The sequence below is a fragment of the Geobacter pickeringii genome (assembly GCF_000817955.1).
Classification (GTDB): Bacteria; Desulfobacterota; Desulfuromonadia; order Geobacterales; family Geobacteraceae; genus Geobacter; species Geobacter pickeringii.
Window position 1 is genome coordinate 177,356 of sequence record NZ_CP009788.1, and the last position, 19,024, is coordinate 196,379.

Below are 19,024 nucleotides of genomic sequence, written 5' to 3' on the forward strand. Positions count from 1 at the left end.
TCCAGTGAACAAAGACCTCATCCTCCTCGGTCACGGCAGCGGCGGGAAGCTCTCCCACCAGCTCCTCGACGACCTCATCATCCCGACCCTGTCGGGAATATCGCGTGCCGGCCAGAACGACGCGGCGGTGGTGGAACACGGCGGCCAGCGCCTCGCCTTCACCACCGACTCCTACGTGGTGGACCCGATCTTCTTCCCCGGCGGCAACATCGGGGGCCTGGCGGTGAACGGCACGGTGAACGACCTGGCCATGATGGGGGCGCGCCCCCTCTTCATCAGCGTCGGCCTCATCATCGAGGAGGGGTTCAGCCGGACCGAGCTGGCCGAGGTCCTCTCCTCCATGCGGGGCGCCGCCGACGCCGCCGGGGTGCGGATCGTCACCGGCGACACCAAGGTGGTCCCCCGGGGGAAGGCGGATCGGATCTTCATCAACACCTCCGGCGTCGGCGCCATCGAGCACTCCTTCGCCATCTCCGGCGCCGGGGCCCGGACGGGGGACAAGGTCATCGTCAACGGCACCATCGGCGACCACGGCATCGCGGTCATGGCCAGGCGCGAGGGGCTGGAGCTGGAGACCGACATCCTGAGCGACTGCGCCCCCCTCAACGGCCTTGTGGCCGAGATCCTCGCCGAGGCGGGGGAGGCGGTCCACGTCCTCCGGGACCCGACCCGCGGCGGCGTTGCAACAACCCTCAAGGAAATCGCCCTTCAGTCCGATAAGATAATAACACTCCACGAACGGGCCTTGCCGCTCAACGGCGCGGTAAAGGGGGTCTGCTCGATCCTCGGGCTCGATCCCCTCTACGTCGCCAACGAAGGGAAGCTCCTGGCGGTGGTGGCTCCGGAGGCGGCCGAGCGGCTCCTTGCCCGGATGAAGCGCCACCCCCTGGGGCACGGGGCGGCCATCATCGGCGAGGTGGGCGACGGTGGCGGCAAGGTGCAGATGGAGACCGCCGTCGGCGGGGTCCGCGCCGTGGAGATGCTGGCGGGAGAACAGCTGCCGCGGATCTGCTGAAAACAGCAGCCGCGACGATTGCGGGGCATTATGCGCGAACATCACACTACCACCGGCGGCGGGCCGGCGAACGGTCCCCTCACCCTGATGCTGGTCGGCGGGGGGATCCGGTACCCCGCCTTCATCGGCGCCCTCCGGGCGACGGAGGAGCTCGGCATCCCCATCGCGCGGATCATCGGCGCCTCCACGGGGAGTATCGTCGCGGCGCTCTACGCCGCCGGGATGGCTCCCGCCGAGATCCACCAACTCTCCCTCGCCACCGATCCGGTGTCGTTTCGCGACTTCCGTCCCCGAGGGATCTTCACCGGCATGGGGATCTGCGCCGGCGACGCCCTGGAGGGATGGCTGGACCGCCAGCTCGGCGGCCGGCGCTTCAGCGACCCCCTCCGCTGCCCCCTGGCGGTCGTCGCCACCGACATCCTGAACCACTCCCCCCATCTCCTCTCCGCCGACAAGCATCCCGATCTCGCCATCTCTGCCGCCGTCCGGTTCTCGGCGGGAATTCCCTTCGTCTTTGCCTGGAAAAAGTTTTCCTCTCGCGGAAGGGAGCAGGTCTTCATCGACGGGGCGCTCATGGCGAACGTCATCGAGACCCAGTGTGCCGAGGGGGGGCGGACCCTGGTCTTCAAGACCTTCTCGAAGCGGAGCATGAACCAGCCGGCTTCGCCGGTCCTCACCCTGCGCCGCTACGCCGCGGATCTCCTCAACACCTTCTGCCACGCCACCGACCGGGAATTCCTCAAGGGGGGGCGGTGGAAGGACACGATAACCATTCACTGCGGCATGGTCACCCCCCTCTCGTTCTCCCTGACGCGGGAGGAGAAGGAGTTTCTCTACGAGCAGGGATACCAGCAGACCCTCAAGTACCTCCGTTACAAGTGGGGGATCTGAAGCCGCGGCCGATCCCCTCGCCGGCGCGCTGCGGAGCGGCCGGAATGGCGCATGCCGGGTGCCGGGGCGGGGAAAAGGCTCAAGTTTTTTCCGGATTGGACGATAGGATGTGAGGAGTGCCGCAATCGGCAGTGGAAGGAGGGAAAGTGGAAAAGAGGATGTTTGAGCGGGTCGACCTGAAGGCCGAGGCGATTATCCGTCACTGCGGGGTGACGTTCAAGGGTGAGGTGGAAAACCTGAGCCTCAAGGGGCTTTTCGTCAGGACCGACCAGACGATTTCCCTGGGCGAGCAGGTGGATGTTTCCATGTTTTTCTACGGCAGTTCGGCGGAGCTCTCCTTCAGCCTCGAGGCCTTCGTCGTGCGGGCAACCCCGGAGGGGATCGGCCTCAACTTCCGCAAGATCGATATCGACTCCCTGGCGGGCTCCGACCAGACGGTCACCACCGCGGGGAGCGACCGCAACGGAATCATCGAGGAGTTCTACGGCTACGTGAAAGAGGGGGGCGCGGAGGAGGAAGGGGCGCAGCCGCTCCCCCCCGCGGGAAGTAACGGGTTCAGTCGACCGGATTCCCCTTCGTGACGGCGTCAAAGATCGAGATGAGCGAATCGGGGGCAAAGGGGCAGATGCGGTTTTTGGTGGAGCCGTCCGCCAGGGTCTGCTCCCAGTAGATAACCTCCTCTCCCCCCTTCTCGCCCCGGGAAACCCCCGCGGGGGTGAATTCCCTGAGGGCTTCCCACATCTGCTCCATGGTCAGGAGTTCGTAGCCGGAAAATTCGTCGTCGTGGCGGGCCCCTCCCAGAAACGAATCGACCAGTTCGAAGTCGACGAAGTCGTTCTCCTTGCGCCACCACTTGACGAAATGCTGATCCGCCCTCTTGGCGCTGCGGATCTCGTTCACGATTTCACGTCCTGTCATTGCTGCTCCCTCCTTGTGTAGTTGGTATCATCACCGCATCTGCTGCCGTCACGGTTCCGCTTCTTCGGAAACCACGTGGGGGAACCCTTCGTGGTGCACGGCCCGCTCCTGCCGCTGCGTTTCGGCGGCCGGCGCCGCGCTCTGCCCCACGTGGGGGAAATGCTCGTGGTGGATCGGAGCCGCCCGCTCCCCCACCGGGCCGCAGGCCTGGCAGAAAAGCTCCTGATTCCGGGTCTCGACCGACGTGCCGCCGCAGACGGGGCACGTATCCTGCTCAGTGCTCGTTCCCATGACATCCTCCATGATGCGGGTGCGGTTACTGTTTCGTATACGCCAAGTATAGCATGCCGCCGGAAAAGCAACAGTTCCCTCCCCCCGGGATCAGGGAGGGGCGGGGGGGAGCGGCGTGGAAAGGGCAAAGGCTGTGTGACGATGGATGACCTGAAGCGCTGCTACGAACTGCTCGGTCTTGCGCCGGGGGCCTCGGCCGGCGAGGTGAGGCACCGGTTTCGCGAGCTGGTTGCCCGCTGCCATCCCGACCGGTTTGCCGGCGATCCGGGGCGGCAGCGGCAGGCGGAGGAGCAACTCCGCCTGGTGATAGAGGCCCATCGACGCATCATCTCCCCACCCGAGGGTGACGGGACTCCGCTGACGCGGGGGTGGGGAGGTGCCGGCGGGTGGAGTCCCCCCTGGCCGAAGTTTTCCTCCCTCCCTCTCGCTGTCGGCGCGGCGCCCAACACCCTCTTTCTGGCGACGCTCGGCATCTGCACGGTGGCGGCGGTCGGCAGGTTCGGCGTCACGCTGCGGGGGATGGGGGGAGTGCTGGAGCTCATCATCGTCCCGTTCCTCTTTTCGGTCGTCTGGAACCTGACGGAGCGCCGGCCCGGTGCGCTCAGGCGGGCCTACCTCGGCTTCACGGTCGCTGCCGCAGTAGTGGCGGTGGTGGAGGGGACGCTGGCACCGTCAGCGGGGGATGGCGGGACCGCCTTTGGTGGGTCGGCTGCGGTGGAGAGCGGGGGTGAGTCCGGCGGGATGGCCGCGGGGGGCGGCGGCACCTTTTCCGGCTCTCCCGTGGCTCCGGAGGGGGGATTCCCCGCGCCGGCGGCGCAGCGTCTCCCCGCCGCTCCACTGGCACCCGTTGTGCCGGCGGCGCCGGTGGCCCCCGCGCTCCGGCCGCTCCGGTGGTGACGCCCCCCCGTCGGTGAGGCGGGTCTTGAATTGCGGTCCGTCGCGCGCTACAGTTACCGGTGCGTGCTCTTCTTGCGGTGCCTGCCGGCTCCGTACTGTGATGTGAAAGGATGCCGATGTCGCTAAAACTGGGAGAAATGCTGATAAAGGCCGGACTGGTGACCTCCGCCGCCCTCGACGACGCCCTCAAGAGCCAGGTCATCTTTGGAGGGAGGCTCGGAACGAACCTCATCGAAATGGGGTGCCTCGACGAAGAGGAGCTGGCGCAGATGCTCAGCCGGCAGTTGCGGGTCCCCTACGTCGATCCCCAGGAGCTCATGGAGGTCTCCCCCGAGGTGATCGCGCTCGTTCCGGCGGAGATGGCGGAAAAGTACCGTCTCGTCCCCCTCCGTCTCGAAGGGCGCCGCCTGAGCATCGCCATGGCGGACCCGTCTGACCTCCCGGCCGTGGATGAGATCGCCTTCCGGACCGGTTACGTGATCGGGCCCATGGTGACGCCGGAGATCCGGCTCATTGCGGCGCTGGAGAAGTACTACGGCTTCAAGCGGGAGATCCGCTACCTGCCCGTCTCGAAAGAGCTGGGAGGAAGACGGGTCTGCTCCTACCGGGTCACCCCCGCCGAGGTGGCGGCGGCAGCCCCCCGCGAGGTGGTGGACTTCTCCGCGTTGCCAGGGAGCGAGGCCGATTTCTTCCCCTGGGGTGAAGGGGAGGGGGAGGCCGCGCGGGCCGAGGCGCTCGAACAGTGCAGCGTCGATGCCGTTTCCCTGGAGCTGGCAGAGGCCCGGGATCGGGACGCCGTGGCGGCGGCCCTCGTCGGCTGGGGTGCGAGCCTCTTCGAGCGGACGGCGCTCTGCGTGGTGGCGGGGGATATGGTGAAGGGGTGGGAGGCGTACGCCCGCGGTGAGCGGCTTGAGGGGTTCGGCGCGCTGCGGATCGGCCTCGACGAGCCGTCGGCATTCCAGACGGTGGTGCGCGACCGGGGGATCTTCCTCGGCGCCGTGCCGGAAACGCCCGCCAACAGGCGGTTGTTCGACGCCCTGGGGGGGGCGCCCCGGGGGGTGCTGCTCGTGCCGATGGTGATGAAGCGGCGCGTGGTGACCGTGCTCTGCGCCGCCGACGACCCTGAACGGCTCGGGGAGCGGCTCGACCAGTTCCAGAGCATCGCCCGCAAGGGGATCATGGCGTTCGAGATCCTGATCCTCAAGAACAAGATCCTCATGACCTGAGGGGGGGTGTCGGGGACGAAAAGGGTTGTGAATTTTCGGTGAAGTCGCTAGTCTGTAAAAAGGCTGCGGGCCCAAGGTCCCGGCCATTTCCCCTGCGAGGAGTTATTCATGAAAGCATTGATTCGCCTGCTTGTCGTCACGCTCGTCCCCCTCACTCCCCTTGCGGCGCAGGGGTTCGGACACATGGCGGACCCCTCTGCCGCTGAAGGTGCCCCGGCGGCCGGAGCGGAGGTCCCCTCCACCCCCCTCTCGGGCAAGGTCGTCGAGACGGCGAACATGGGAGGCTACACCTATATCTGTCTGGAAAAGGACGGCAAGAAGGTCTGGGCCGCCATCCCCGAGGCCCCCGTCGCCGTTGGGCGGGAGATCTCCCTCAAGCCCGGCATGGAGATGAAGAATTTCGAGAGCAAGGGGCTCAAGCGGACCTTCGAAAGCATCTACTTCTCCGAAGGGGTGGCGGTGAAGCCCGCCGACACCACGGGGAAGTCCTCGGCGGGGAGCAAAGCGAACGTGGTTTCCCCCACGGAGAAGATCTCGGTGGAGAAGGCCTCCGGCCCCAACGCCTACACGGTGGCGGAGATCCATCAGCAGAAGGGGAAGCTCGACGGCAAGAAGGCGGTCGTGCGGGGTAAGGTGACCAAGGTGGCCGCGGGGATCATGGACCGGAACTGGGTCCACCTCCAGGACGGCTCCGGCGACACCAAGAAGGGAACCCACGATCTGACCGTCACCTCCCAGGACCTGCCGGCCGTGGGGGATGTGGTCACCGCCTCCGGTACCCTCCGGAAGAACAAGGATTTCGGCGGCGGGTACAAGTACGAGGTGATCATGGAAGAAGGGTCCATCAAGCCCTGACGCCGCGGCCGTCTCCCCTGCCATGAGAGCGCTTCTCGCAGCCGCCTACCTTGTCACCATTGCCGTCGGCCTCTGGCTGCGGGCCCTCAATCTCCGCCATATGAAAACCCACGGCTCCACCGTCCCCCCCGGTTTCGAGGGGGCGGTGGAGGCCGAAACGCTCCGCAAGAGCGTCTCCTACACCATCGACCAGAGCCGGCTCGGGGTGGCGGAGACGCTGTTTGACGCGGCCCTCCTGATCGCCTTCCTCTTCGGCGGCATCCTGGCGGCCTACGACCGCTGGATCGGCCCCCTCTCCGGCTCCTTCGTCGGCGCCGGGGTCCTCTTCTTCGTGATCCTCACCGTCGCCCAGACGCTTCTCGAAATCCCCTTCGGCATCTACGGAACGTTCCGGCTCGAAAGCCGCTACGGCTTCAACACCACGGGGCCTGGGCTCTGGCTGGCGGACCTCGCCAAGACGACCATCCTGGCGGCGCTCCTCACCTCCCTGCTGGTGGCGGGGGCCTTCACCCTCGTCGCGTGGAGCCCCCGCTACTGGTGGCTCTGGGTCTGGCTCCTCTTTGCCGCAGTCTCCATCGTCCTGATCTTTCTCTCCCCCGTGCTCATCGAGCCGCTGTTCCACCGGTTCGAGCCGGTGACCGAGCCGGGGCTCGAGGAGGAGATCCGCGCCCTGGCCCGGCGGGCGGGGCTGACGGTGAGCCGGGTGATGCAGGTGGACGCATCGCGGCGCAGTCGCCACTCCAACGCCTATTTTACCGGCATCGGCCGGGTGAAGCGGATCGTGCTCTACGACACGCTCATCGCCCAGATGAGTCATCGGGAGGTGTTGGCGGTGCTCGCCCACGAGATCGGGCACTGGAAGCGGGGGCACATCCGCCGGCGGCTGATCCTGACGGAGGCCGGTGCCCTGGCCGGCGCATGGCTTGCATGGATGGCAGCGGGGTGGGACGGGCTTCCCCTCCTCGTCGGCCTGCCGACCGCCTCGTTTGCCGCCCGACTCGTCATCGTCGGCTTTCTTGCCTCCCTCGCCACATTTCCCCTCACCCCCCTCTCCAGCTGGCTGTCGCGCCGCCACGAGCGCGAGGCGGACCGCTACGCCTGCGAGCTCACCGGTGACCCGGAGGCCCTTGCTGCGGCCCTGGTGAAACTCTCCACGGAGAACCTCTCCAACCTCCATCCCCATCCGCTCTACGCGGCGGTTTATTACTCGCACCCCCCGGTGGTGGAGCGGGTGCGGCATCTGCGGGAAATGGGGATGGCTCTGAAATCCTGAAAGAGGGGTGACGGAGAGAAGACGGTGCCCCTCCCCGTGCAGGCGGGCGAGGGGCGAATTGAGGGGGGTTAGATCGCCTTGCGCCAGGCGAGCCGCTGCTCAAGCCAGCGGGAGAGGGAGGTGAAGGCGTAGCAGAGGACGAAGTAGACGGCGGCGATGAAGATGAAGATCTCCGTCGGGTAGGCCATGGTCCGGTTGTTGACCTGGGTCGCCACGTGGGTCAGCTCCGAGACCCCGACGATGAACGCCAGGGAGGTGTCCTTGATGAGCGACACGAACTGGTTCACGAAGGAGGGGATCATGTTGCGCAGCCCCTGGGGCAGGATGATGTAGAGCATCGCCTGCCAGTGCTTGAGGCCGGTGGAGATCGCCGCCTCCATCTGCCCCTTGGGGATCCCCTCGATGCCGGCCCGGACGATCTGGGACATGTAGGCCGAGGTGAAGAGGGTGAGGCCGGCGATGACGGTCTGGGCCTCCGGGACGGTCTTGCCGAGGAGCGCCGGCATGAGGAAGTACATCCAGAAGATGACCATGAGAAGCGGCATCCCCCGGACGGTGTTGATGAAGAGCACCGCCGGATAGCGGACCACGGGGTTCTTCACGATGCTCAGGAGCCCCAGGATGAGCCCGCCGAAGAACGAGAGGATGCAGGAGACCACCGCCAGATAGAGGGTGAGCCCGAGCCCGCCGAGGGGGCCGTGGGGGAAGCGGCCGACCATGAAGTAGACGATGTTGTCCGCGATGACCTGGAAATTGAGGAATTCGTTCATGTCAAGCCGCCCGGTGCGGGTTCAGGACCCGGGTGTTGTAGAGATGGACCAGCGCCGTGATGACGACGGAGATCACCAGATAGACGAGGGTCGCGGCGGTGAAGGCCTCGAACCCCTTGAAGGTGTAGCTCTCCACCTGCCGCGCCTGGTACGTCACCTCCATCACCCCGATGCTCATGGCCAGCGACGAGTTTTTCGCCAGGTTGAGGAACTGGTTCACGAGGGGGGGGACCGTGATCCGCACCGCCTGGGGGAGGATGATGTACTGCATGGAGCGGAGGTAGCTGAAGCCTGAGCTGCGGGCCGCCTCCATCTGCTCCTTCGGGATGGCGAGGACGCCGGAGCGGATATCCTCGGCGATGAAGGCCGAGGTGTAGATGGTGAGGGCGATCACCGCCGCGGCGAACTCGAAGTTGGTGTTGGTCAGCCAGTCGTTCACCGCCTGGGGGAGGAGCTTGTAGGAGCCGAAATACCAGAAGAAGATCTGCACCAGGAGCGGCGTGTTGCGGAAGAACTCGAGATAGCCGAGGGCGACCCAGCGGACCGGCTTGATATGGCTCATCCGCATGACGGCGATGACGAGGCCGAGCAGAAACGCCAGAACGATCGACAGAGACGAGAGCTCGATCGTCACCTTGACGCCGGAGAGGAGCCACTCGAAGTACTTGCCGGAGGTGACGACCGACCAGTCGAATTTGTATGAGAGCACGAAAGACCTCGGTGTAACGGTTGATGCGGATGGTGGAGGGGGCGGGAAGAGCCGGAAAAGGCCTCCCGCCCCCTTCATTGACGATGGTGCTTACTTGTCTGCGGTGATCTTGAAGTTCCGCTTCAGGTGGAACTGGGTGTGGGGTCCGAACCACTTGTCGAAGATCTTCTTCGCTTCGCCGCTCTTCTCCATCTCGAGGATGGTCTTGTTGACGAAATCGACGAACGCCTTGTCCCCCTTGCGCATCCCGATGCCATAGGGCTCGTCGGAGATCTGGACGTTGGGGATCTCGAACCGCTCCTTGTTGGGGGCCTTGGCGAGGATGCCGGCGAGGATCGCCTCGTCGGTGGTCACCGCCGCCACCTTACCCTGCTGGAGCGCCAGGAACGCCTGCGGATAGTCGTCGAAGGAGAGGACCGTGGAGGAGGGGAGCGCCTTCTTGGCGTTCTGCTCGGAGGTTGACCCCTTCGCGGTGCCGATCTTCTTCCCTTCCAGGTCCTTGAGGCTCTTCACCGACCCCTTGCGGGTGATGAACTTCTGGCCGGTGAAGAAGTAGGTGTGGCTGAAGTCGATCTGCTTCGCCCGCTCCGGGTTCTTGGTCATGGTGGCGGCGATCAGGTCGATGTTCCCCTCCTGGAGCTGGGGCATCCGGCTGGCGGAGGTGACCGGCTTGAGCTCCACCTTCACGCCGAGCTTCCTGGCGATGGCGTTCACGAAGTCGATGTCATAGCCGACGATCTGGCGGCTCTTCTCGTCGATGTAGCCGAAGGGGGGGAGCGAGTCCTTCACCCCGGCGACGAGCACCCCTTTCTTCTTCACCTCGGCCAGCGTGTCGGCCGGCGGCGCCGCCAGGGCGGCCCCGGTCATGGCCACCAGAGTGGCCGTCATGATCCCTGCAACCAGTCTTTTCATCTGTCCCCTCCTTGCTTTGGGTGTGAGTTGCCACCGAGCGGTGGCCGGAAACGGTGTCAGTGCATCGGTGAAAGGAGCTGCTTCAGGAACTGCTTGGCCCGGTCGTGCTGCGGGTTCTTGAAGAATTCCTCCGGGGCCGCCTCCTCCAGGATCACCCCGTGATCCATGAAGGTGACCCGGTGGGCGACCTCGCGGGCAAACCCCATCTCGTGGGTGACGACCACCATGGTCATGCCGCTGCGGGCCAGGTCCTGCATGACCGCCAGCACCTCGCCGATCATCTCCGGGTCCAGGGCGGAGGTCGGCTCGTCGAAGAGCATGATCTTCGGCCGCATGGCGAGGGCCCGGGCGATGGCGACCCGCTGCTGCTGCCCGCCGGAAAGCTGGGAGGGATAGGCGTCGTGCTTGTGGGCGAGGCCGACCCGCTCCAGGAGCGACATGGCCTGCTCTTCGGCCTCTTTCTTCGCCATCTTGCGGATCTTGATCGGCGCCAGGGTGATGTTGCTCCTCACCGAGAGGTGGGGGTAGAGGTTGAACTGCTGGAAGACGAATCCAACCTCGGCGCGCAGCTTGTTGATATCGGTTTTGCGGTCGGAGAGGTCCATGCCGTCCACCACCAGCTGCCCCTGGTCGATCGGCTCAAGCTGGTTGATGGTCCGGATGAGGGTCGATTTCCCCGATCCCGACGGGCCGCAGACCACCACTACCTCCCCCGGAGCAACGTGGAGGTTGACGTTATTCAGCACGTGGAGATCTTTGAACCATTTGTGGACACCATTGAACCGGATCATGCAGTGCTCCTTCTCGAAATCGCCCCGCTGGGGCGGAAAAATCCACAACCGGTGGACGGTCTGACCAATTGCGCGGGAGAAATGTACGGCAAGGTCGTCGAAAAATCAACCGGTATTCTATTTGAACACTCTAAACTTCAGTTTGAAATTTGCAAACTCTCCGCTCACTGCAGGAGCGGTTTTGCCAGGACTCCGCGGATCGGCATCTGGTAATGGCCGGGGGTGACGAGGTACTTGGTCAGGAGGGCGAAGACGAGCTTCTGCCGGTCGAGGAGCCCCGGCTTCGGCATCAGCTCCAGGGTCAGGTTGAGGGGGGCCGCGCCGACGGGGGTGGTGAGGGGGAACTCTCCCTTGAGCCGGACGTAGAGCTCGCTCCCCTGGAGGGTGAAGCTGTCGATGGCCGCCCGGCCCCCTCCGAGACGGATCATCCCCCGGACCGTGTCGTAGCCGGCGTCGGGAAGGGGGGTTTCGCCGATCTTCACGCCGCGCAGATCGGCCCCCTTTACCTCCAGCTTCAGCGACCCCGCGGCCGCCGGGCCGCTCCCCCGCACCGTTATTTCGGCCGTGAGGAGCCCCTTGGCGTCGGCATCGGCCACGCTCCGGAAAAACGGGACATCCTGGAGGCGCACGCCGGTGATGGTGACGCGGGACGCGCCGCTCCGCGGCGAGACCTCCCCCCGGATCCGCCCCGCACCGATCTCGGCGGCAAAGGGGACGGTCACCCGCCCCGCCAGGAGGGAGAGGAGGGAGAGGCGGGCCGTGGCCCGGTCAAGACGGAGGAGGTCGCCGCGGGCTCCGGCGATGGTGACCCCCCCCGCGGAGACGCCGAAGGGAAAGGCCTTGCCGAACCGCGCGGCCCGGAAGGTGTACCCCTCGCGGGCCAGAAGACGGGTGACTACCCCTTCCAACTCCCGGGAGGGGATCAGCAGGTAAGTGAAGAAGAGGGTGAGGGCGGTGGCGGCGACGACCCCTCCCGCGGTGAGGAGGACCCTGCGGGGAGTCATCGCCCCCCCGGTGCTGCCTTCAGGAGTGCGACGGTGAGGGTCAGGTCGAGGCGAGAAGGGTCGTCGAAACGACTCCTCAGAAGCGCCTTCCTGACGATGACCGGCCGGTTCCCCTTTTCGAGCCGGTAGAGGAGGTTGACCGCCTCGTTGGCGGTGATCCCTTCAATCTTTACCTCGGCCGCATCCTCGGTGAAGCCGGGCCGTTCCTCTCCCTTGACCGGCGTGATCCGGAGCGACTTCCCCTTGATCCCGGTCTCCTCGATGAGCTTTGCCGGCGTGTCGTCTGTGCGGGTGGCGGCCAGGCGGTTGGCGAAGCGCTGGGAGAGGGCGCGGGCCTCCATGAGGCGTCCCTTCAGCCCCATCATCTCCACCAGGTCCCCTTCCCGTTGTCGCCGCTTCCGCTCCAGGGAGTCGATCCGGTCCGAGACCGTCGAGTAGGCGACGGCGGTGGCCAGGAGGGCGATCAGACAGTATCCCGCCCGGAGGCGGGCGCGGGGGGAAAGGGTGGCGTAGGTGATACGGATACGGTCGACGAGGCTCATCGTCCCCCCTCCTTGATGCTCGTCCGGAGGGTGAAGCTGACGCTCCCGTCCGGTTTGGAGGTGATCTGGCCCATCTCGGCGGTGGCGAAGGCGCCGGCCAGGCGGTTGCGGAAGTCGGTCACCGCCTGGGCCGAGCGGGCGTCACCCTTGGCCCGGACCTGGCTTCCGTCGATCTCCACCTCGTAGAGGCCGGCGACGTCGTCCCCCTTGGCCTCGGCGAGCTTCTTCAGGGTGGCGAGGGGCGATCCTCCGCCGGCACCGGCGCCGAGCCTGCGGATCTCGGCCCGGACCTCGGCCGCCTCGTCGACCCCCTTCTTCCGCCCCGGGAAGATCTCCCGGTAGAGGGAGGTGATGGAGGCATCCAGGGAGTTCAGGTCGCGCCGCACCAGGGTGTAGCGGACGACGGCATCGGCGACGAGGAGGAGGAGCAGGAGCGCCGCCAGGATGAGGGGGAGCCGGAGCCGCTTCAGGGCCTCCTCCCGTCCCTTCGTCCAGGCGAGCTCGCCGCTGCGGAAATCGACCGCCTCCCCTGCGGCCACCGCGTGGGCCACCCCCCAGGCACCGGCCCCTTCGCCGGCGGCGGCGAGGTCGCCGCCGAATGCCGCGGCAAGGGGGGCCGCCACGGGGAGGAGGGGAGGGGAAACCGGGGGTGACTCAGCGTCCCCGGCGAGGGGACCGATGTGCCAGAGCCGCGGTACGGTGATCCCCCGCCCCAGTTCCAGGGCCGCCAGGGTCTGGCCGATCTCGGCGCTCCCCCCGGCGATGGGGCGGAAGAAGAACGGCGCGCCGTCCCGGAAGAGGGCCAGGGCGGTGCCGTCGGAGAGGGCCGCCGTCCCGACCTCTCCTTCTTCCGGCAGAAGGACCCCCCACGAAAGGGGGGCGGCGGTCACCACCTCCGGCTCGAAGCCGGCCGCGGCGGCATCGGCGATGAGGAGCGCCAGCTCCCGCTTTCGACCCCAGAGCGCCAGAACCTTTCCGTCATCCAGCGGCAGGCCGTCGAAGACGAGTTCGTCGGTCTCCAGGACCGTTTCCCCCTTCAGCTCCAGGGGGAGGATCTCCCGGAGCTTGCGCCGCTCGCGGATCGGGAGTTCGATCTCCCGGGAGAAGAAGCGGGAGAGGGGGAGGGCGAGGACGATCCGGCAGGGGTCACCGGCGGGGGAGAGGTTGCGGAGGGCCTCGCCGAACCCGTGCTCGCCGCCGGCCGGGTGGCGTTCCCTCCCCTGGAGGACGAACTCGCCGCGCCGCTGCAGAAAGCGGCTGGCGATCAGTTCGGCGCCGGTCCATTCGAGAATCAGGTAGGTCATCAATACTCTCTCCAGTAGAGGTAGCGGGGTGCGCCGTCAAAGGTGTAGACCGCCTCCACGATCCGTTTTGCGTCGCCCACGGTGGCGGTGGAGACGAACCGGTAGGTGTACCCCTTCACGTCGATCTTCGTTCCGAGCCGCGGGGCGATGGTCTCCATTCCCGGCAGGTTGGCCACCTCTCCCCGGGTGGTGAAGGGGGTGGTGCGCCGGTGGTCCACGATGTTCTTGACGGTCCCCTCGGTCATGTCGTCGTCCAGTGCCCTGATCACCGCCGGCGGGGCGGTGTTGAGGTCGATGCTCCCCCCCGCCGTGCCGTAGATGGTGGCGAAGGGGCGGAGCGCGTCCCGCACCGCGGGGGTGACCCCCCTCACCATGGTCAGCTCGCCGAAGGTGGCGAAGGGGGCGTTCTTGGCCAGGTACGGCGACGTAAGCTTCTGGTAGTAGGCCGACTCGGCGCCGTCGGGGCGGGGGTCGTCATCTTCGTCGACCCAGTCGGCCAGGGTGTCGTGGAGCGCCGCCGGCAGGCCGAGAATCTTCAGGAGTCGCTGCTCCGCCTGGTCGAAGAAGTCGTTGGGCTGGCCGTTGGGGAGGGTGACTGAGTTCAGGTTGAGCTTGCCGTCCTCCTCCTCGATCGTCACCGAGATGCTTCCCTTCTCGTCCTCCAGTTCCAGCGGCTTCGCCATCACCTGCAGGAGGGGCGCCTGATCGCCCGCCCGCCGGATGTTCCGGATCAGCTCCACCCCGCCGGTGACGCCGCTCTGGGCCATGAGGCTCGCCTGCTGGAGGTTCAGGAAGTTGCGGTGGATGGAGGTCTCCACGTAGACCTCGTGGATGAACTCCGCCGCCACCGCCACCAGCAGCGCCGTCACCACGAGGGTGAGGACGAGGGCGAATCCCCGCTCGCTCTGCCGGCTCCGCCTCATCGCATCCTCGGCCGGGCAAGGAGGCTGAATTCCACCGTCTTGTCCCCGTCCCGATAGGCAAGGGTGATCCGCACCCGCTTCGGGAGCTTCGGGTTGAGGGCCGTATCCCAGCTCCGCACCCATTGGGAGCCGTCGTCGCACTCCACGAGAAAGCTCTGCAGGCTCTCCATCTGGGGATAGGGGATCGCTTTCATGCTGCTGTAGATGTCGGCCGCCTCCCGGGCGAGGGTGAGGGTGCCGTCCTTCTCCTTGATCGTGTACTTCACGGCCACCAGGTCCGATGCGGGGCGTTCGTCGGCCGCCGGAGGGGCAACGGTCACCAGTTCCAGGGTCGAAGCGGGCTTGCCGTAGCTGTCCCGGTCCTCCACCACGAAGCGGCTCCGCTTGTCGCCGCTCTGGTAGAAGGCTGCATCGATCTCCCGGTGGAGCCGGTCGAGGGTCCCCTGCAGCGCGCGCCGCTCCTCGGTCCCCTCCGCCGTCCGCTCCCGGGCCCGGACCACGGAAAAGTAGCTGCTGTACAGGGCGCCGGCGACGATGACGAGGAGCAGCAGCGCCACGAGCATCTCCAGCAGGGTGAACCCCCCGTGACCGCGACCCGCCGTCGTCCTACTTCTGGAGATACCGGACAAACGCCACGCTCCTTTTTTTCGCCTCCCAGGAAACGGAAAGCGTCACCTTGCGGAAGCCGGGGATCTCCGTCGGCACCGTCGCCATCTCCCATGCGTAGTCGGGATGGGCCGGCGCGAAGGTCCCCTCCGAGCGCTCGGGGATCTCCGTTTCGTCCTCCAGCCCGTCCAGCTTCTGCCGGGCAAGGAGGATGGCGGCGGTTTCGTCCCGGTCCCGTGCCGCGATGGAGAGATGGTAATTCACCGCGCTGATCACCGTGAAGACGGTGCCGGCAATGATGGCGAGGGCCACCATCACCTCCAGCAGGGTGAACCCCCTCTCCCCTCTCCGTTCCCCTGCCGTGTCGGCCGGCGTCACCGGGGCTCCTCCTGGTAGCCGTCGGCCACCGTCACCTTTCCCGAGGAGGGGAGGGCCATGACCGTGACGATGGCGCCGTCGGCGTTCTTCAGGTGGATGGCGGCGAAGTCGGCAAGCCCCCCCATCTCGAAGCGAAGCACCGCTTCCCCCTCGGAGAGCTTCCCCTCCCGCGGGGTGAGGACGTCCATCACGGTGATCCCCTCCGCCAGGATCGGGCGGTCGAGGGAGGGGTCTCCCGACCCTTCTTCCGTGCCGGTGGCGGAGAGCTTCGTTACCCTGACGGTGCCGGCGCCGATGGCGATCCGGGTCCGGTACGGGGTCTTGCTCGTGATGGCGCGGTCCTGCAGGTAGCGGATCGTTGCCGCCAGGGTCCGGGCCGAGCGGTTCAGTTCCACGGCGTGGCTCACCGTGAGCCGCGGGAGGACGACGGCCGCCACCAGCGCCAGAACGGCGATGACCACCACCAGCTCCATCAGGGTGAAGCCGGCCTGGTGCCGTCGCCGCTCCTTACTGGAGATTCCAGGAGCAGATGTCGGCATTCTTCCCCTCGCCCCCCTTGGCGCCGTCGGCACCGTAGGAGCAGAGGTCGTAGTCGCCATGTTCGCCAGGAGCGAGGTAGGCAAAGTCGTTCCCCCACGGGTCCTGGGGAACCTTCTTGCTCTCCAGGTATCCTTCGGCCTTGTAGTTCTTCGGGATCACCCCCACCGTCGGCTTGGCGACGAGGGCCGCCAGCCCCTGCTCGGTGGAGGGGTAGGCGCCGTTATCGAGCTTGTAGAGCTTGAGCGCCGTCTCCAGGTTCTTGATCTGGACCTTGGTGTCGGCGATCTTGGCATCGTCGGAGCGGCCGATGATCTTTGGCGCCACCAGCGCCGCCAGGAGCGCCAGGATGGCGATGACCACCATGATTTCGATGAGGGTGAAGCCGCGGTTGTTCATGCGCTGTTGCATATTGGAAGACCTCCTGTGTGGATCACCTGATCAGCTGGTTCAGCTCAAAGATGGGGAGGAGCACCGCCACCACCACGAATCCGACGGCGAGCCCCATGGCGAGGACGAGGAGTGGCTCCAGCAGCGACATCACGGTGCTCACCGACGACTCGAACTCCCGCTCGAAGGCGCTCCCCGCCTTGCCGAGCATCTCTTCCAGCTCCCCCCCCTTTTCCCCCACCGCCACCATGTGGACGAGGAGCGGCGGAAAGAGGGGGCGGCTCTTCATGGCGCCGGAGAGGCTTCCCCCCTCGGCCAGCTCCGCCGCGATGCCGTGGAGGGCCCCCCGGTACTCGCGGTTCACCACGGCGTCTCCCGTGATCTCCAGCGCCCGGATCACCGGGACCCCCGCGGCGAGGAGCAGGCCGAGCACCTTGGCGAAGCGGGAGAGGACGAGCCGCTGCACCAGCATCCCGGCCAGGGGGAGCCGGATGATGAGCCGGTCGCGCCGCAGGCGGTGTTCCTCCCGCGCCATGAGCCGGCGGTAGAGCCAGACCAGGCCGGCGGCGGCCACGAGCAGCGCCCACCAGAAGCCGCGGATGAAGGTGCTCGTCTTGATGACGATGATGGTGATGAGCGGCAGGACCGCCTTGTTGTCCTGGAAGATGGTGACGATCTTGGGAATGACGAAGGCGAGGAGAAAGAGCATGACCCCCCCGCCGACGACGGTCATGAGGAGCGGATAGGCGAGGGCGGCGGTCACCTTCCCCTTGATGGCCCGCTGCTCCTCCAGGAACTGGGCGAGGCGCTCCAGGACCGCGTCGAGGGCGCCGCTCGCCTCGCCGGCGGCCACCATGCTGACGTAGCTCTCGCTGAAGAGTCGGGGCTCCAGTGCCAGGGCCCGGGAGAGGCTCCCCCCTTCGGCGAGCCGTTCCCTGACCCGGCCGAGGGCCTTTTTCAGCTCGCCGGCAGACTCCTGCTCCCCGAGGGTGGTGACCGCCTCGAAGACCGGCACCTGGGAGCCGACCAGCGTCGCCAGCCGCCGGGTGACCAGGGCCAGCTCGCCGAGCCCCACCCGCTTGCCGAAAAGGCTGCGGGCCGCACCGCGTGCCTCCTCCTCGGCCGACGCCAGCTCCCGGGGGAAGATCCCGTCCCGCCTGAGCCGAAGCCGTGCCTCCTTGAGGTTCTCCGCCTCCACCGTCCCGGCGGTCTCCTTGCCTGCGGCCGTATAGGCGCTATACCGGAAGGTCGGCATACTCCTCCTGCGTCACCCGCAGGACCTCCTCAATGGTGGTGATGCCGGCGGCCACCTTGGCGAGGCCGTCCTCCCGCAGGGTCCGCATCCCCCGGGAGATGGCGTACTCCTTGATGGTCCCCGCCGCCGTGCGCCGGATGATCATGGAGCAGATCTCGCCATCCACGGGGAGAAGCTCGTAGATGCCGACCCGCCCCAGGGTCCCGAGGCCGAAGCATTTCTCGCACCCCCGCCCGCGGTAAAGGGTGGCGGGGAGGGTTATGCCGGCGTATTCCCGCTCCGGCGCGTAGGGCTCGTGGCAGTGGGGGCAGATGCGCCGCACGAGCCGCTGAGCCAGGACCGCCGAGAGGGACGACGCCACCATGAACGGCTCGATCCCCATGTCGACGAGGCGGGCGATGGCGGTGGCGCTGTCGTTGGTGTGGAGGGTGGAGAGGACCAGGTGGCCGGTGAGCGACGCCTGCATGGCGATCTCCGCCGTCTCGGCATCCCGGATCTCGCCGACCATGACGATGTCCGGGTCCTGGCGCAGGATGGCCCGCAGCCCCTGGGCGAAGGTGAGCTCGATCTTGGGATTTACCTGGATCTGGCCGATCCCCTTGATCTGGTACTCGATCGGGTCCTCGATGGTGATGATGTTCTTCTCGGGGGAGTTGAGCCAGTTGAGGGAGGCGTAGAGCGTGGTCGACTTGCCGCTTCCCGTGGGGCCGGTGACCAGCACGATGCCGCTGGTGCGCGACAGGAGCCGCTCCATGGATGCCACCCCCGTCTCCGACATCCCGATGGCGGAGAGAGAGATGATCCCCTTCTGCTTGTCGAGGAGGCGGAGGACCACCCGCTCGCCGAAAAAGGTCGGGACGATGGAGACCCGGATGTCGACGTCGCGCCCCGCCACGATGACGCGGATGCGGCCGTCCTGGGGGAGGCGTTTCTCGGCGATGTTGAGCCCCGCCATGATCTTCACGCGGGAGATGAGGGCGTCCTGCACCACCTTCGGCGGGGCGAGCTTCTTGTAGAGGATGCCGTCGATCCGGAAGCGGACCTCCAGTTCCCGCTCGTAGGGCTCGATGTGGATGTCGCTCGCCCGCTCCTTCACCGCCTCGGAGAGGATGGAGTTCAACAGCCGGATGACCGGCGCCTCTTCGGTGAGGTCGAGGAGATCCTGGGGCTCCGAAAGCTCGGTGGCGATGACGGAGAGGTCCTCCCCCTCCAGTTCTTCCACTACCTCCTGGGCCGAGCTGCCGAGCCGGGCGTAGAGGCGGTTCACCGCCTCCAGGACCGCCCGCTGCGGAGCGGCCACCACCTCCACCGGCATCCCGTAGGCGCCGCGCACCTCGTCCACGGCCGCCAGGTCCGCCGGGTTGCCGGCCACCACCACGAGCCTGCCGTCGCGCTCCCGCAGCGGCAGGACAAGGCGTCCCCGGGCAAAGGCGAGGGGGAGCCGGCCGAGGATGGCCGGATCGGCTTCCCCTTCCTCGATCTCGGCCACGAACGGGATGCCGAGCCGCCGGGCTATCTGTTCCATGTCGGTCGCGTC

At 67.0% G+C, this 19,024-nt stretch carries 23 protein-coding genes; 7 read left to right on the forward strand and 16 right to left on the reverse strand.

Annotation, left to right across the window (positions count from 1 at the left end):
* Positions 1 to 4 precede the first annotated feature (4 nt).
* From hypE to GPICK_RS00780, 3 genes are all read left to right on the forward strand, one after another.
* Positions 5 to 1,015 carry a hydrogenase expression/formation protein HypE gene (hypE, locus tag GPICK_RS00770; RefSeq protein WP_039739645.1) on the forward strand — a complete coding sequence of 337 codons (1,011 nt, stop codon included), beginning with the start codon at positions 5 to 7 and terminating at the stop codon, positions 1,013 to 1,015.
* A gap of 30 nt (positions 1,016 to 1,045) precedes the next feature.
* Entirely contained in the window at positions 1,046 to 1,906 is an 861-nt protein-coding gene (locus tag GPICK_RS00775) for a patatin-like phospholipase family protein (protein WP_039739647.1), read from the forward strand.
* Positions 1,907 to 2,052: 146 nt separating this feature from the next.
* Complete coding sequence (locus tag GPICK_RS00780) at positions 2,053 to 2,487, forward strand: PilZ domain-containing protein (RefSeq protein ID WP_052263219.1); 435 nt, start codon at positions 2,053 to 2,055, stop codon at positions 2,485 to 2,487.
* Here GPICK_RS00780 and GPICK_RS00785 read toward each other — a convergent pair.
* Both GPICK_RS00785 and GPICK_RS17195 read right to left on the reverse strand, forming a co-directional pair.
* On the reverse strand, positions 2,462 to 2,824 hold the full coding sequence (locus GPICK_RS00785; protein ID WP_039739649.1) for a hypothetical protein: 363 nt from the start codon (positions 2,822 to 2,824) through the stop codon (positions 2,462 to 2,464). The genes GPICK_RS00780 and GPICK_RS00785 overlap by 26 nt on opposite strands.
* A 48-nt stretch (positions 2,825 to 2,872) precedes the next feature.
* Entirely contained in the window at positions 2,873 to 3,115 is a 243-nt protein-coding gene (locus GPICK_RS17195) for a hypothetical protein (RefSeq protein WP_039739651.1), read from the reverse strand.
* A gap of 141 nt (positions 3,116 to 3,256) precedes the next feature.
* Here GPICK_RS17195 and GPICK_RS17655 point away from each other — a divergent pair, with 141 nt between their 5' ends.
* The 4 genes from GPICK_RS17655 (at position 3,257) to GPICK_RS00810 (ending at position 7,366) form a co-directional block, all read left to right on the forward strand.
* The gene (locus GPICK_RS17655) at positions 3,257 to 4,012 is read left to right on the forward strand and encodes a J domain-containing protein (RefSeq protein ID WP_039739654.1); all 756 of its coding nucleotides are present in this window, start codon (positions 3,257 to 3,259) and stop codon (positions 4,010 to 4,012) included.
* A gap of 137 nt (positions 4,013 to 4,149) precedes the next feature.
* Positions 4,150 to 5,238: a GspE/PulE/PilB domain-containing protein gene (locus tag GPICK_RS00800; protein WP_236685604.1), complete on the forward strand. Its 1,089-nt coding sequence runs from the start codon at positions 4,150 to 4,152 to the stop codon at positions 5,236 to 5,238.
* Positions 5,239 to 5,346: 108 nt separating this feature from the next.
* A complete protein-coding gene (locus tag GPICK_RS00805) occupies positions 5,347 to 6,093 on the forward strand; it encodes a hypothetical protein (protein WP_039739660.1) in 747 nt (248 codons plus the stop codon).
* Positions 6,094 to 6,115: 22 nt separating this feature from the next.
* Positions 6,116 to 7,366: a M48 family metallopeptidase gene (locus GPICK_RS00810; RefSeq protein WP_039739663.1), complete on the forward strand. Its 1,251-nt coding sequence runs from the start codon at positions 6,116 to 6,118 to the stop codon at positions 7,364 to 7,366.
* Between the two features lie 68 nt (positions 7,367 to 7,434).
* Here GPICK_RS00810 and GPICK_RS00815 read toward each other — a convergent pair whose 3' ends face one another.
* The 14 genes from GPICK_RS00815 to gspE all read right to left on the reverse strand — a co-directional run bounded on the left by GPICK_RS00815 (position 7,435) and on the right by gspE (position 19,012).
* Positions 7,435 to 8,136, reverse strand: a complete 702-nt coding sequence (locus GPICK_RS00815; protein WP_039739666.1) for an amino acid ABC transporter permease — start codon at positions 8,134 to 8,136, stop codon at positions 7,435 to 7,437.
* A gap of 1 nt (position 8,137) precedes the next feature.
* The gene (locus tag GPICK_RS00820; RefSeq protein WP_039739668.1) at positions 8,138 to 8,845 is read right to left on the reverse strand and encodes an amino acid ABC transporter permease; all 708 of its coding nucleotides are present in this window, start codon (positions 8,843 to 8,845) and stop codon (positions 8,138 to 8,140) included.
* 90 nt (positions 8,846 to 8,935) lie between these two features.
* Positions 8,936 to 9,757, reverse strand: a complete 822-nt coding sequence (locus GPICK_RS00825) for an ABC transporter substrate-binding protein (protein ID WP_039739670.1) — start codon at positions 9,755 to 9,757, stop codon at positions 8,936 to 8,938.
* Positions 9,758 to 9,813: 56 nt separating this feature from the next.
* Positions 9,814 to 10,548 carry an amino acid ABC transporter ATP-binding protein gene (locus GPICK_RS00830; RefSeq protein ID WP_039739673.1) on the reverse strand — a complete coding sequence of 245 codons (735 nt, stop codon included), beginning with the start codon at positions 10,546 to 10,548 and terminating at the stop codon, positions 9,814 to 9,816.
* A 164-nt stretch (positions 10,549 to 10,712) separates the two neighbouring features.
* On the reverse strand, positions 10,713 to 11,552 hold the full coding sequence (gene gspN / locus GPICK_RS00835; RefSeq protein ID WP_039739676.1) for a type II secretion system protein GspN: 840 nt from the start codon (positions 11,550 to 11,552) through the stop codon (positions 10,713 to 10,715).
* Entirely contained in the window at positions 11,549 to 12,094 is a 546-nt protein-coding gene (locus GPICK_RS00840) for a hypothetical protein (RefSeq protein WP_039739682.1), read from the reverse strand. Before GPICK_RS00840 ends, gspN begins: the two co-directional genes overlap by 4 nt.
* A complete protein-coding gene (gene gspL / locus GPICK_RS00845; RefSeq protein ID WP_039739683.1) occupies positions 12,091 to 13,398 on the reverse strand; it encodes a type II secretion system protein GspL in 1,308 nt (435 codons plus the stop codon). The genes GPICK_RS00840 and gspL overlap by 4 nt, the downstream gene beginning before the upstream one ends.
* Positions 13,398 to 14,321, reverse strand: a complete 924-nt coding sequence (gspK, locus tag GPICK_RS00850) for a type II secretion system minor pseudopilin GspK (protein ID WP_039739684.1) — start codon at positions 14,319 to 14,321, stop codon at positions 13,398 to 13,400. Before gspK ends, gspL begins: the two co-directional genes overlap by 1 nt.
* A complete protein-coding gene (locus tag GPICK_RS00855; RefSeq protein WP_269078667.1) occupies positions 14,318 to 14,950 on the reverse strand; it encodes a type II secretion system protein GspJ in 633 nt (210 codons plus the stop codon). Before GPICK_RS00855 ends, gspK begins: the two co-directional genes overlap by 4 nt.
* Positions 14,928 to 15,305 carry a prepilin-type N-terminal cleavage/methylation domain-containing protein gene (locus tag GPICK_RS00860; protein WP_039739685.1) on the reverse strand — a complete coding sequence of 126 codons (378 nt, stop codon included), beginning with the start codon at positions 15,303 to 15,305 and terminating at the stop codon, positions 14,928 to 14,930. Before GPICK_RS00860 ends, GPICK_RS00855 begins: the two co-directional genes overlap by 23 nt.
* On the reverse strand, positions 15,302 to 15,844 hold the full coding sequence (locus GPICK_RS00865) for a prepilin-type N-terminal cleavage/methylation domain-containing protein (protein ID WP_039739686.1): 543 nt from the start codon (positions 15,842 to 15,844) through the stop codon (positions 15,302 to 15,304). Before GPICK_RS00865 ends, GPICK_RS00860 begins: the two co-directional genes overlap by 4 nt.
* Positions 15,813 to 16,253, reverse strand: a complete 441-nt coding sequence (gene gspG, locus GPICK_RS00870; RefSeq protein ID WP_039739687.1) for a type II secretion system major pseudopilin GspG — start codon at positions 16,251 to 16,253, stop codon at positions 15,813 to 15,815. Before gspG ends, GPICK_RS00865 begins: the two co-directional genes overlap by 32 nt.
* Before the next feature lie 22 nt (positions 16,254 to 16,275).
* Positions 16,276 to 17,487 carry a type II secretion system inner membrane protein GspF gene (gene gspF / locus GPICK_RS00875; RefSeq protein WP_039739689.1) on the reverse strand — a complete coding sequence of 404 codons (1,212 nt, stop codon included), beginning with the start codon at positions 17,485 to 17,487 and terminating at the stop codon, positions 16,276 to 16,278.
* The gene (gene gspE, locus GPICK_RS00880; protein ID WP_144400014.1) at positions 17,468 to 19,012 is read right to left on the reverse strand and encodes a type II secretion system ATPase GspE; all 1,545 of its coding nucleotides are present in this window, start codon (positions 19,010 to 19,012) and stop codon (positions 17,468 to 17,470) included. The genes gspF and gspE overlap by 20 nt, the downstream gene beginning before the upstream one ends.
* Positions 19,013 to 19,024: the final 12 nt, after the last annotated feature.